Origin of the sequence: Saccharospirillum mangrovi (assembly GCF_003367315.1) — a bacterium.
In the GTDB taxonomy this organism is placed as follows: Bacteria; Pseudomonadota; Gammaproteobacteria; order Pseudomonadales; family Natronospirillaceae; genus Saccharospirillum; species Saccharospirillum mangrovi.
This window is the reverse complement of the sequence record NZ_CP031415.1, coordinates 3,339,862-3,352,507: the sequence shown is the minus strand read 5'-3', so window position 1 is coordinate 3,352,507 and position 12,646 is coordinate 3,339,862. Positions and strand designations below refer to the sequence as shown.

11 protein-coding genes and 1 tRNA gene are annotated in these 12,646 nt (G+C 55.6%); 7 read left to right on the top strand and 5 right to left on the bottom strand.

Annotated elements, in window-relative coordinates; genetic code table 11:
• Window positions 1-95 precede the first annotated feature (95 nt).
• Window positions 96-1,358 (bottom strand): serine hydroxymethyltransferase, encoded by a 1,263-nt coding sequence (gene glyA / locus DW349_RS15685; RefSeq protein WP_198650401.1) that lies wholly within the window; start codon window positions 1,356-1,358, stop codon window positions 96-98.
• 297 nt (window positions 1,359-1,655) lie between these two features.
• Here glyA and ettA point away from each other — a divergent pair, with 297 nt between their 5' ends.
• Together ettA and DW349_RS15675 are read left to right on the top strand one after the other, a co-directional pair.
• The gene (gene ettA / locus DW349_RS15680; RefSeq protein WP_108124125.1) at window positions 1,656-3,311 is read left to right on the top strand and encodes an energy-dependent translational throttle protein EttA; all 1,656 of its coding nucleotides are present in this window, start codon (window positions 1,656-1,658) and stop codon (window positions 3,309-3,311) included.
• Window positions 3,312-3,330: 19 nt separating this feature from the next.
• Window positions 3,331-5,244: a putative bifunctional diguanylate cyclase/phosphodiesterase gene (locus DW349_RS15675; protein ID WP_162824652.1), complete on the top strand. Its 1,914-nt coding sequence runs from the start codon at window positions 3,331-3,333 to the stop codon at window positions 5,242-5,244.
• 197 nt (window positions 5,245-5,441) lie between these two features.
• Here the strand turns inward: DW349_RS15675 and DW349_RS17425 are convergent, their stop codons facing one another.
• Window positions 5,442-6,101, bottom strand: a complete 660-nt coding sequence (locus DW349_RS17425) for a hypothetical protein (protein WP_157954224.1) — start codon at window positions 6,099-6,101, stop codon at window positions 5,442-5,444.
• Between the two features lie 249 nt (window positions 6,102-6,350).
• Here DW349_RS17425 and DW349_RS15670 point away from each other — a divergent pair.
• The 5 genes from DW349_RS15670 (at window position 6,351) to DW349_RS15650 (ending at window position 9,726) form a co-directional block, all read left to right on the top strand.
• Window positions 6,351-6,435 (top strand) — tRNA-Leu (locus tag DW349_RS15670).
• A 119-nt stretch (window positions 6,436-6,554) separates the two neighbouring features.
• The gene (locus tag DW349_RS15665) at window positions 6,555-7,634 is read left to right on the top strand and encodes a carbohydrate kinase (protein ID WP_108124123.1); all 1,080 of its coding nucleotides are present in this window, start codon (window positions 6,555-6,557) and stop codon (window positions 7,632-7,634) included.
• Window positions 7,631-8,545: a pseudouridine-5'-phosphate glycosidase gene (locus DW349_RS15660; protein WP_108124373.1), complete on the top strand. Its 915-nt coding sequence runs from the start codon at window positions 7,631-7,633 to the stop codon at window positions 8,543-8,545. Before DW349_RS15665 ends, DW349_RS15660 begins: the two co-directional genes overlap by 4 nt.
• 62 nt (window positions 8,546-8,607) lie before the next feature.
• Complete coding sequence (locus tag DW349_RS15655) at window positions 8,608-9,156, top strand: DUF7482 domain-containing protein (RefSeq protein ID WP_108124122.1); 549 nt, start codon at window positions 8,608-8,610, stop codon at window positions 9,154-9,156.
• Window positions 9,157-9,189: 33 nt separating this feature from the next.
• Window positions 9,190-9,726 (top strand): DUF1697 domain-containing protein, encoded by a 537-nt coding sequence (locus DW349_RS15650; RefSeq protein WP_108124121.1) that lies wholly within the window; start codon window positions 9,190-9,192, stop codon window positions 9,724-9,726.
• 49 nt (window positions 9,727-9,775) lie between these two features.
• Here DW349_RS15650 and DW349_RS15645 read toward each other — a convergent pair whose 3' ends face one another.
• The 3 genes from DW349_RS15645 to DW349_RS15635 form a co-directional block, all read right to left on the bottom strand.
• The gene (locus DW349_RS15645) at window positions 9,776-10,339 is read right to left on the bottom strand and encodes an outer membrane beta-barrel protein (RefSeq protein WP_108124120.1); all 564 of its coding nucleotides are present in this window, start codon (window positions 10,337-10,339) and stop codon (window positions 9,776-9,778) included.
• Between the two features lie 254 nt (window positions 10,340-10,593).
• Window positions 10,594-11,256, bottom strand: a complete 663-nt coding sequence (locus DW349_RS15640) for an anthranilate synthase component II (protein ID WP_108124119.1) — start codon at window positions 11,254-11,256, stop codon at window positions 10,594-10,596.
• A complete protein-coding gene (locus DW349_RS15635) occupies window positions 11,253-12,644 on the bottom strand; it encodes an anthranilate synthase component I family protein (RefSeq protein ID WP_108124118.1) in 1,392 nt (463 codons plus the stop codon). The genes DW349_RS15640 and DW349_RS15635 overlap by 4 nt, the downstream gene beginning before the upstream one ends.
• Between the last annotated feature and the right edge of the window lie 2 nt (window positions 12,645-12,646).

The window sequence follows — 12,646 nt, the reverse complement described above, 5'->3', positions numbered from 1 at the left end:
ACGACCTCAGTTGTCGTTGGCAAACATTAAGCCGCATAAAAAACAAAACCCCTTGCCGCAGTGCGACAAGGGGCGGGTTTCGAGCCTTGTCGCGCTCAGCGATAAACCGGCAGCTTGGCGCAGATCGTCAGCACCTTTTGTTTCACTGCTTCGATCACGGTGTCGCTGTCGCCGTTTTCCAGCGAATCCAGCACATCGCAAATCCAGCCAGCCAGTTCGGCCGATTCGGTTTCGGTGAAGCCGCGACGAGTAATCGCCGGCGTACCGATGCGCAGACCGGAGGTCACGAATGGCGAACGCGGATCGTTCGGCACGGCGTTTTTGTTAACGGTGATGTTGGCCTGACCGAGCGCCGCGTCGGCGTCTTTGCCGGTGTATTCCTTGCCGATCAGATCGACCAGGAACAGATGGTCGTCGGTGCCGCCGGAAACGATGTTGATGCCGCGCTCCATAAAGGCCGCTGCCATCGCCTGAGCGTTTTTCACGACTTGCGCCTGGTAGGTTTTGAAGCTCGGGTCCATGGCTTCTTTAAAGCACACCGCCTTGGCGGCGATAACGTGCATCAGCGGGCCGCCCTGGCTTTCCGGGAAGACAGCGAAGTTCAGCTTCTTGTTCAGCTCTTCGTTTTCTTCGGCCAGGATCAAACCACCGCGCGGGCCGCCCAGCGTTTTGTGTGTCGTGGTGGTGGTCACATGCGCGTGCGGCACCGGGCTGGGGTAAACGCCGGCGGCAATCAAACCAGCAACGTGCGCCATATCGACCAGCAGATAAGCGCCCACTTCGTCGGCGATTTTGCGGAAACGCGCCCAATCAACCACACGCGAATAGGCGGAGAAGCCAGCGACGATCATCTTCGGCTTGTGCTCACGCGCCAATTGTTCGACCTGCTCGTAATCAATCTCGCCGGTTTCCGGGTTCAAACCGTACTGAACGGCGTTATAGATGCGACCGGAAAACGACACCGCCGCACCGTGCGTTAAGTGACCACCGTGCGCCAGGCTCATGCCCAATACGGTATCGCCCGGTTCGCACAGCGCCATGTAAACCGCCGCGTTGGCCTGAGAACCGGAATGCGGCTGAACGTTGGCGTAGCCGGCACCGAACAGTTTTTTCGCCCGCTCGATGGCGAGGTTCTCAACAATGTCGACGTATTCGCAGCCGCCGTAATAACGCTTGCCCGGGTAGCCTTCGGCGTACTTGTTGGTCAACTGCGAACCCTGCGCCTGCATCACGCGCGGCGAGGTGTAGTTTTCCGATGCGATCAGTTCGATGTGTTCTTCCTGACGCAGTCGTTCGTCTTCCATCGCCGCCCACAGGTCGGCGTCGTAATCGGCGATGTTTTGAGTTTTCTCGAACATGGGCATGATCCTCGGGCAGGTTGGCGTCGGCCGGCTGACGAAATGGTCTCTGGGATTGACCGAAACTGACCGCAAGATCAGCTTTGGCTCAGCCACAGCGGGCGTCTCAAAGAGGGCCGTATTGTACATAACGGACGCCGTTTTCCCACCGCCAAACACCGCCAGCCTTCCCATAGTCAGGGCTTTTCTCTACCCTAGTCCGTCATTACCGATTCCCCGGCACGCGGCCATTCGATTCGCAGCCGTTGGGCGTCTGCCGCAATCTTCCGAACATCACATCAAGGCAAAGGTGCACTGGTGGCTCAATACGTTTTTACGATGAACCGCGTGGGCAAGGTCGTCCCGCCCAAAACTGAAATTCTCAAGGACATTTCGTTGTCCTTTTTCCCCGGTGCCAAGATCGGCGTGCTGGGTCTGAACGGCGCCGGTAAATCGACGCTGTTGCGCATCATGGCTGGCGTCGATAAAGACTACGTCGGCGAAGCCCGGCCGCAGCCGGGTTTGAACATCGGGTATCTGCCGCAGGAACCGCAACTCGACGACAGCAAAACCGTGCGCGAAAGCGTTGAAGAAGCGCTGTCGCATTTAAAAGACGCCCAGCAAAAACTGGAGCAGATCTACGCCGCCTACGCCGAGCCAGATGCCGATTTCGACAAGCTCGCCGCCGAACAACAGGAACTGGAAAACCTGCTTGCCAGCGCCGACGGCCACAACCTGGAAAACCGTCTGGAGCAAGCCGCCGACGCGCTGCGCCTGCCGCCTTGGGACGCCAAAGTCGAACACCTGTCGGGCGGTGAGCGCCGCCGCGTAGCACTGTGTCGTCTGCTGTTGTCGAACCCCGACATGCTGTTGCTCGACGAACCGACCAACCATTTGGACGCCGAATCCGTCGCCTGGCTCGAACGCTTCCTGCACGAATTCTCCGGCACCGTCGTCGCCATTACCCACGACCGTTATTTCCTCGACAACGTCGCCGGCTGGATTCTCGAACTCGACCGCGGCCACGGCATTCCATTCGAAGGCAACTACAGCAACTGGCTGGAACAGAAAGAAAAACGTTTGGAAATGGAAGCCAAGCAACAGCAGTCGCACGAAAAAGCCATCAAGGCCGAATTGGAATGGGTGCGCCAGAACGCCAAAGGGCGCCAGGCCAAATCCAAGGCGCGTCTGCGTCAGTTCGACGAGATGAACTCGCGCGAATTCCAGGAACGCAACGAGACCAACGAAATCTACATTCCACCGGGTCCGCGTTTGGGCGATGTGGTGGTTCAGGCCGAAGGCGTATCGAAGTCGTTCAACGGCACCTTGCTGTACGAAAACCTCAGCTTCTCGGTACCGCCGGGCGCCATCGTCGGCATCATCGGTGGTAACGGCGCCGGTAAATCGACGCTGTTCAAAATGATTGCCGGCATGGAACAACCGGACGCCGGCAGCATTCGCGTTGGTGACACCGTGCAGTTGGCGTACGTCGGTCAGATGCGCGAACTCGACGGTTCCAAAACCGTCTGGGAAGAAGTCTCCGACGAGCAGGATATTCTTAACGTCAACGGCTACGAAATTCCGTCGCGCGCTTACATCGGCCGCTTCAATTTCAAAGGCTCGTCGCAGCAGAAATTCGTTAAGCAGTTGTCCGGTGGTGAACGCAACCGTCTGAACCTGGCGAAGGTATTAAAAGAAGGCGGCAACGTTTTGATGCTTGACGAACCGACCAACGACCTCGACGTCGAAACACTGCGTGCCTTGGAAGAGGCGCTGTTGGCCTTCCCGGGCGCGGCCATTGTGATTTCGCACGACCGCTGGTTCCTCGACCGGGTGGCGACGCACATTCTGGCGTTCGAAGGCGATTCGAAAGCGGTCTTCTTCGAAGGCAACTTCACCGAATACGACGCGGACTATCAGAAGCGCACCGGCCATGAAGGCCCGAAACGCATCAAATACAAGCGCATTCAGTGATCGGGTTGGCCTCGAACGTATGACGGCTAACGCGGCAACCACCACTACGCGGCAACCGGCGTCGCGCTGGGAACGCCTGGCGCAGGCGGCGTTGTTTGTGGCCATGGTGTCGATGATCTGGCTGGGCTATTGGCTGGCATCGCAGTGGCATTCCACGACGCCGTTGTTTTTGGAACTCGCGACCTTGCTGGCCTTTGCCGTCGCTGCGCTGAGCGGAACCCTGCTTTATTTGGTGGAACATCGCATTCGCCAACGCGTGACCACCGTAATTAATGTGCAGGCGGTGGATTTGCTGCCCTATCCGGTGTGGATCAAAAACCAGTACGGTCGTTTTGATCACGTCAACGCCGCCTTCCTGCGTCAGTTGCAATTGCCGGACAGCCCGGTTGGTAAAAGCGACGCTGACGTATTGCCCGAACAACTGGCCGAATTATTCGACGACGCCGATCGCCTGGTGATGGCGCAACGCCAGATGCACTCGGTGGAAATGAAGCTGCAAAGCACCAAAGCCGCGTTGCAATGGCTGCGCCTGGAATGGCATCCGTTGTTTGATCGCGACGGCCAACCCAACGGCGTTATCGGCACCGCGTTCGACATCACACCCTACAAAGTTGCCGATGCCCAATTGCGCGCCGACCAATGGCTCGATCCACTCACCGGCTTTGCCAACCAACCGGGCCTGCGCAGTTTCATCGAACGGCTCGACGACAACGACGCCACCAATCTCTGGTGCCTGCACGTCGATATTGATCACTTCAAAGTATTGAACGATTCCATGGGCGGCGAAGCCGGCGATCAATTGTTGCGGCAATTGGGCACGCGTTTATCGGAACAAAGTGAGCAGGGCGATTTTCTGGCGCGGGTCGCCGCCGATGAATTTGTATTGTTCTGGCAAGGCCCGCACGAAGACGACCACGGCGAAGACAACCGCGATCAACGTCTGACCGATCTGCACGTGCAATTAACCCAGCCGTTCAATCTGGGCGGCGCCAGTTATTCGTTTACCGTCTCTATCGGCGCGGCGCGTTCACCGCGTCATGGCAGTAGCGCTGGCGAGTTGCACCGCAACGCTGGCGTAGCGTTATTCAACGCCAAAAAACTCGGCCGTAACCAAGTGCACTGGTACCACAGCGGTTACGAAGATCAGGCTCAACGCCGATTGAACAAAGCACAAACCCTGACCCGGGCGCTGCAACAACACGACATGGAAATTCATCTGCAACCGCGCATCGATTGCCGCACCGGTCAGATTGAAGCGATGGAATGTCTGGTGCGTTTGCAGAACGAAGGCGGCGACTTAATTTACCCCGGCCATTTTATCGACCTGGCCGAACACAATGGCTCGATTCGCGAACTCGACCGCTGGGTGCTGGAACAAACCTTAATGCTGCTCGCCCGCCAACTCGGCGAAGGCGCACAACCAGTCGTACTGGGTGTGAACTTCAGCGTGCAAAGCGTCAACCGCGACACCCTGCATTACCTGCGCGCCTGGCACGAACGCCAACCGGACGTGCTGCGCTATCTGGAAGTGGAAGTCACCGAGCACCAACTGCCGGAACAGAATTTCGAATTCCGCGACATGCTGTTGGCGTTCCGCGAACTCGGCGTCACCTTAGCGCTCGACGATTTCGGCACCGGCTACGCCAACCTGTCACGCCTGCCGGATTTGCCGTTCCAGGTAGTCAAACTCGACCGCACCTTTATTCACGACTTACCGCAGTCGGAAAAACAAATGGCGGTGGTAAAAGCGGTGGTCGATCTGTGTCAGTCGCTATCGATTCAAGTCGTCGCAGAAGGCGTCGAAACCGAGGCCGAACTAAACGCCGTCGCCGACCTGGGTTGTCATCTGATTCAGGGGTTTGTTTACGCCAAGCCGAGGCCATTGGGTGAGGCGATTGAGTGGTTTGAGCAGAGAAGGTTGTCTAGGCAGTAAGGAAAGTCGCAACTACGTATTTTGAGTAACCAAATCAGGATGCTCTTGTTTCAAACAAGATATTTAACTTAAATCGAGTCATTTTTATGTCGCTTAGTGGGTTATTTAAAGCGTGAAATGAAGTCTAATGCCTTTCTAATCGGAAGAACTTCTTCGTCAAGTCCGGTAGATATAAATCTGAATAATTTGCTAGGGAATTATCTTCTTCCACCTCCTTTGCCAACTTCCCACCCCGTCATGAATACACGGACTGTAGTAACTGTAGAATTAGGTTCAACATTCGTAATTAGTGACATTTTTCGTCCTTTCGGTAACCTTATAGAGCACTTCGGAATATTCATCGGCTTACCACAATCCATTGGACGAAATCCTCTAGCCCACGCTATTTCAACTTTTGCTCGATTATCTATCCGGTCTGTTTTAATTACGTATGAAACAAGAGAATCATCCTCAGCATCATTGATGGCAAATACAAATGGGTTCTCGTTGTCATTTTCATCAACTAATACTGTCAAGAGCCTCAATGGTTCATGGTAGATAAACCTGTTTCCAAACCAAGCTCCTATCATCTTTTCATTTTTTCTTATTCGAAAAATAGAAAACACTAGGTTTGCTAAAAAAAATAATGGAATAGAATAGATGATTGTTGTTAGACCATTGATAGTGGTTCCAGCCCATGACACTCTTGCATCAGCACTCCATTGTGGGAAAAGCAAAAATATGGCTACAAGAAATCCAACGTAATTAAGCCTGGCATTGTTATCCCATAATGGAGCCGTTGTTTGAGAAATCGCATCTCGTATCCATTGTTTGAAATACCGTTTAGCTCTTACCCATATTACATTGTACTGATTCATAATTGCCTAAGACCCATAGCTAAGTCTTTCCTAACAATATTCGTTGTGTTTACTTCAGTTTATATAAACGTTCTTGGTTAGTATGGACAGGCGATCGTAACCCCAAAGTATTGTCTATCTAAAGACGGGTGGTGCCTAAACAGTCAGCTTGAAACAAGGTGATAGTGTTTCGGTATTGGCAGTCAGCCACAATAACCTAGCAGTTGCCCCAAACCCTATAAATCATTAGTATCGCCCGCCCAACCCCATGCGGACGTGGTGGAATTGGTAGACACGCCAGATTTAGGTTCTGGTGCCGTAAGGTGTGAGAGTTCGAGTCTCTCCGTCCGCACCATCTGTAAGTCCTTACTTCTCTTTAAATCGTGCTCGGCTGGTTTTTGTTAAATCCGGTCTTGTCAGATTTGCGCTCAGCGCGCAGAATTAACAAACGTTAAGCTTAAAAACATTTGTTAAATGCCGCCTTCCATCGAATCACAACTGCTCGACGCCATCCGCCAAAACCCGCTCGCCAGCCAGCAACAGTTGGCGGCTCAGTTGGGCATCAGCCGTGAATCGGTGGCCGGGCACATCATGCGGCTGACTCGTCAGGGTCGCATTCTGGGCAAGGGTTATTTGCTGCCGGACGATAAGCGCTTTGTCGTGCTCGGTGGCGCCAATGTCGATTTGACCGGCCAGTCGAGTGCCGCCTTTCGGGCAGCCGATTCAAACCCCGGTACGCTGCGCCAGAGTGCCGGCGGCGTTGGCCGTAACATCGCCGAAAACCTGGCGCGGCTGGGTCAGAACATCGCTTTGATTACCTTGCTCGGTCGCGACCCGAATGGCGATTGGCTGAGCGAGCGCATTCGTCTGGCCGGTATTGCCGTCGATGGTTTGCTGCGCGATCCGGACTTGCCGACCAGCACTTACCTCGCCGTGAACGACGCCAACGGCCAGTTGATCGGCGCCATTGCCGATATGGGCATCAGCGATGCGTTGACGCCGGAACGGCTGGCGCCATTGCAATCGCGATTGGTCGCGGCTGATTCGTTGCTGGTCGAAGCCAATTTGCCGGCCGACACGCTGGCGTGGGTCGCCACCTTACCGCTGCGCGGCCAGCTCTATGCCGATGCCGTGTCTGCCACCAAAGCGCCGCGCTTGCGGCCGTTGCTGGCGAAACTCAGCGCGCTGAAAGTGAACCGTCAGGAGGCGACGGCTATCTTGGATGTTGATGGTCTGGACGACAGCGAGTTAATCGAACGCTTGCACAGCGCCGGTGTCGAGCTGGTTGTACTGAGCCTGGGCCGCGATGGCGTGCGTTTGTCGCGCGCTGGCGAACAACACCAGCGGGCACCGTTCCGCGTCGATATTCACAGCGATACCGGCGCCGGCGATGCGCTTTTTGCCGGTATTCTGCACGCGGCCTTGCGTGGCGATTCGCTGGCTGAGCAGGCCGCTTTTGGCTTGGCCTGTGCGGGTCTCACGCTGGAAACCGATGGCGCCAACCACCCTGATTTGACTGAAACCACCGTTCAACAATGGATCGCAAACCGATGAATTCTTATCTCGATATCAGCCCCGAAGTCGCCGCCGCTCTGGCCGAAGGCCGCCCGGTTGTCGCGCTGGAAAGCACCATCATTTCACACGGCATGCCGTGGCCGCAGAACTACGAAACCGCCCGGCAAGTGGAGCAAATCATTCGTGACGCCGGTGCGGTGCCGGCCACCATCGCCATTCTCGATGGCCGTCTGAAAGCCGGTCTGTCGGACGCCGAAATTCAGGTGCTGGCAAAAGCCGGTCAGGATGTCGCCAAATGCTCACGGCGCGATTTGCCGTACGTCATTGCCCGTCGCCAGCACGGCGCCACCACCGTTGCGGCGACGATGATCATTGCTGATCTGGCTGGCATTCGCGTTTTTGCCACCGGCGGCATTGGCGGTGTGCATCGCGGCGCGCAGCAAAGTTTCGACATTTCTGCTGACTTGCAGGAACTCGCACATACCTCGGTTGCCGTTATCTGCGCCGGTGCCAAATCGATTCTGGATTTGGCGCTGACGCGTGAATATCTGGAAACCCAGGGCGTGCCGGTGTTGGGTTATCAGACCGAAACGCTGCCGGCGTTTTACACCCGCGACAGTGACGAGACGGTCGATTACCGCCTCGACAGCGACGCCGAAATTGCCGACTTCCTGGCCGCCAAATGGGCACTGGGTCTGAACGGCGGTGTGGTGATCGCCAACCCGATTCCGGCCGAATTCGCTATGGATAAAGCCGCCATCGACGCCGCCATCGAACAGGCATTGCGCGAAGCCGATGAACAAGGCATCAGCGGCAAGGCGTCCACGCCTTTCCTGTTGGCGCGTGTCGCCGAGCTGACCGGCGGCGACAGCTTAGCGAGCAACATCCAACTGGTGTTCAACAACGCCCGGCTGGCTGCGGGCATCGCAAAACAACTCGCCCGTCGATAGAACTTTCCCCCGCGCGACCACTCCCTATACTGACTTGACCATTGGACTAGGGAGTGGGAACCGTGTTGAAACCTTGGATCGGAATTGCCTTATTCAGTGTCTTGCTGTCGGGTTGTGCCAGCCTGAGTTCGAATTCAGTCGCCGGCCCCAGCATCACCATGCCGTTGATTCCCGGTTGGTTTAACGACCAGCGGGTGTACTACATCACCACCGATGCCTCGCCGGTGGCGGCGGCCACTGGCAAGAACGCCAACTTCGCGCCGCGCCTGAGCGATGCGCTGCCACCGCGACCTAAACCGCCGGAACTGAAAACTGTGATCGAGCGCATCTACGGTTTTCCCGAGGGCGACCAGCCCACCATCTTGCCCTCCGCGCCCGATCCGATTGGCGCCACCAGCGTGAACCGGCCGTACAGTCCGATCTGGCAAATCTATGAGGTGCGCTGGATTGATGAGGCAGCGCGCCGCGAACTGACGTCGGAATCGGCCTTGTTCGACGCCGAAGCCAACGGCTGGGTGAGCATCACTGCTACCGATATGGTGGTGAATTGTGCGGTCGTTGCCGACGGTGAAGGCCGGCATTTACCGGGCAGTGTGGTGAACGGTATTTAGGCTGGCTGTAAGGCGTGGCTATAAGGAGTCGATATGCAAACCTGGATCGCGCTATTTCGCGGCATTAACGTCGGTGGTCACAACAGCCTGCCGATGAAGACGCTGAAAGAATTGCTGGCCGGTTTGGGTGCCGAGAATATTCAAACCTACATCCAAAGCGGCAACGCGGTGTTCACGCACGCCAGCCGCGATTCGGTAAAACTGGCCGAGCAGATCAGCCTGGCCGTTCACGAAACGCAGGCATTCAAACCCGAAGTGATGTTGCTAACGGAAGCCGCCTTGAACGCTGCTATCGATGCCAACCCTTACCCGCAGGCGGAAGCGGACCCGAAAAGCCTGCATTTATTTTTCCTCGCCGAACCAGCAAGACAGGCCAAGTTGGATGAAATTCAAGAATTGGCGAAAGACAGCGAAGCCTTCACGCTGACCGAGAGCGTCTTTTATTTGTACGCACCCGAAGGCATTGGCCGTTCGAAGTTAGCGGAACGAGTGGAGCGGAAACTGGGCGTGTCGGCGACAGCGAGGAACTGGCGAAGCGTGCGGAAAATTCAGGAATTAACTGAGCAATAATATTGGGGCGTCGAGTTATACGACGCCCCAATTGTTGCGTTGGACTTCGTTAAAGTTTCAGCTCAACTTTGAGGCCGAGCGAATTGGTTGTGTAGGTGGTGTCGTCATCGTCATCATCTTCGGTTTCGGCCAAGGTATAGACCGCACCCATCTGCACATGACGGTTAAATTCATAACCGGCACCCACTAACAGCCCGCGCCCTTTCGATTCAATATCAAAGCCGTTGTCATCAACATTGAATCCGGCCATCCCGGCGGTGACTTCAAAGTAAGGCGAACCCTCCGTGGCGCTGGTGTAGTGGGTATAACCCAGACCAACCAAGGTGGCTCGAGCGTCCTTAAATTCTGTTCCGGTATCTTCGGTTTCATAGTCGAAATTCGAAGACCGCGCATGCAGGTACAGGGCGTTGCGATCGTTCAGCATGAAACCGGCTTTCAGCGAGCGCAGCAAGCCGGTGCTGGCTTCGGTTTCGACCTCGCCCAATGAAGAGTCCGATGTTAAACCGTGCGCACCGAAACCACCGCCGCCGGATAAATAAACGGGCGTGCGGTCGGCCAGTGCCAGGCCGCTGGTACCAAGAATGACAGCTGCAAAACACAGTTGTTTTTTCATGAGTGTTCTCCCTTTTCGAGTTTCGATCACTTCGGTATGAGGCAATCTTGGTGCAAGACGCTACCGATCGAAGTGGGGAGAACGCAGTGAAACAGTTCACAGCAAGGCGGAACAGAACGAGAGGTGTGACGCAGGCCCGGTAAAGTTTGCTGACATTACGGAGGATAAAAATTCCGTCGACAATTCCTTGACGTGCCTGCGCGAGTTCTAGAATTTCAGCGATGAAAATAATCGGTTGAAAGTGCGTCAAACAGTCACGCTGGTAACACAAAGTTTGCCAGCATCTCTTTGCCACCTTCGGTTGCAAAAGATTCCGGATGGAACTGAATGCCGTGAATCGGATAGTCGCGGTGGCGCACACCCATCAATTCAAAATCGCCGGCGCTGCTGAATGCCTCGCGGTCGTGAAATTGATCGGCGGTTAAGTCGCCAACGGCGGCGGTGACCATTAAACAGTCGGGCAGGGTGGCGGCTTCGGCAATTAACGAGTGGTAACGCATCACTTCGAGTTGGTCCGGTACGCCGGCAAAAACCGAATCGCCGCCGTGCGTAATCGGGCTGATTTTACCGTGCATCGGCAACGGCGCCAGAACGACCTTGCCGCCAAAGCAGTGCACGATGCCTTGCATGCCCAGACAAACACCCAACAGCGGAATGGTTGGGCCGAGTTCGGTGATGACTTGCGCGCATACGCCGAAGTAACGTTCGTCATCCGGCGAGCCGGGGCCGGGCGAAATGATGATGCGGTCGGGGTTTAAATCACGCACTTCGGCGAGGCTGATTTCGTCGTTGCGTTTGACGATGACATCGAATGAATCGACTTGGTTTTTGCGTTGCGCCGCCAGCAAAATCTCACCGATAAACTGATAGAGGTTGTAGGTGAAGGAGTCGTAATTGTCGATGATTAAAACCTTCATTTCTCGGCTCCGGTAATAAAGGGATCCAACGCCAGTTTGGTGCCGGCGAATTTGCGGCGGATTTCTTCGTATTCATCCTCGGCGTTGCTGTCGTACACATTACCGCCGCAGGTTTGTACATAAGCGCGTTCGCCATTGGCAAAGACGGTGCGAATCGGAATGGCGAAGGTGCAGTCGCCATTGAACGAGAAATGTCCGACGCCACCGCCGTATGGCCCGCGGCCATCGGTTTCCAGACCGTCGATAATTTTCATCGCTTCAATTTTCGGCGCGCCGGTTAAGGTACCCGCCGGGAAGTTACTCGCCAGGGCGCTGAACATATCTTCGTCGTCATCGATGATGCCGACGATCTCGCTGGAAATATGTTGCACGTGGCTAAAGCGTTTGATGTCCATTAACGAGCGCACTTTTACTGTGCCGAAACGGGCGACGCGACCGATGTCGTTGCGGTGCAGATCGACAATCATGTTGTGCTCGGCAATTTCTTTCGGATCGTTCAACAGCGCGCGCGCGTATTGGGTGTCTTCCTGTTCGTTGTTGCCGCGTTTGGTGGTGCCGGCGAGCGGGAAGGTTTCCATTTCGCCCTGGCGCAAGCGGAACAGTAACTCCGGGCTGGCACCGATCAGTTTTTGTTCGCCGAACTTGACGTAATACATCTGCGGCGATGGGTTAACTTCGCGCAGTTGTTGATAAATGTTGATGGTGTCGCCTTTCAGTTTCAGGCGTTTTTTGAAGCCGACTTCGCACTGGAAAATCTTGCCGTTGATGATGTCGTTTTTCACTTTGGCGACGGCGGCGGCGTGTTCGGCCTGGCTCATGGTGTCGCCTTCCAGTTCGATGCTCAGCGGGCCGTTGCCTTCGTAGTCGGCGTCGATCAGGTTTTGCAAAAATTCGACCCGGCTGTCGCCGTAGTGGAAGTAGATAACTTCGCCGGTCATCTTGTCGAGAATCAAACCGTCTTTGTACAAGCCGAAGCGAAAGGTGTCGAAATCGTCGTTGTGTTTCAACGTTAACGTCGGTTCGAAATATTGCATCGCATCGTAACCGAGGTAGCCGGTTAAACCGCCGGCGTAACGTCGGGAGATGATGTTCTGCGGCATGATGTCGCGCAGCAGTTGGTAGGGGTTGTCGCTGTCGTAATCGGTGCGCTGGCCGTTGCGGTCTTCAATGCTCAGCGTGCGGCCGTTGGCGTAGAGGATGTGTTCCGGGTCGAATCCGATGATGGAATAACGCGAGATGTGGCTGTCTTCGCCCAGAGATTCGAGCATGAAACAGGTATCGAATCGCTTCTCGATTTTTTTGAACAGTTCGAAGAAATCGCAGTCGGCCGCGAGCTTGATGTACTGCGGTTTGCGCGGCAACTCGAACGGTTGGGGACGGTTCGGCATAA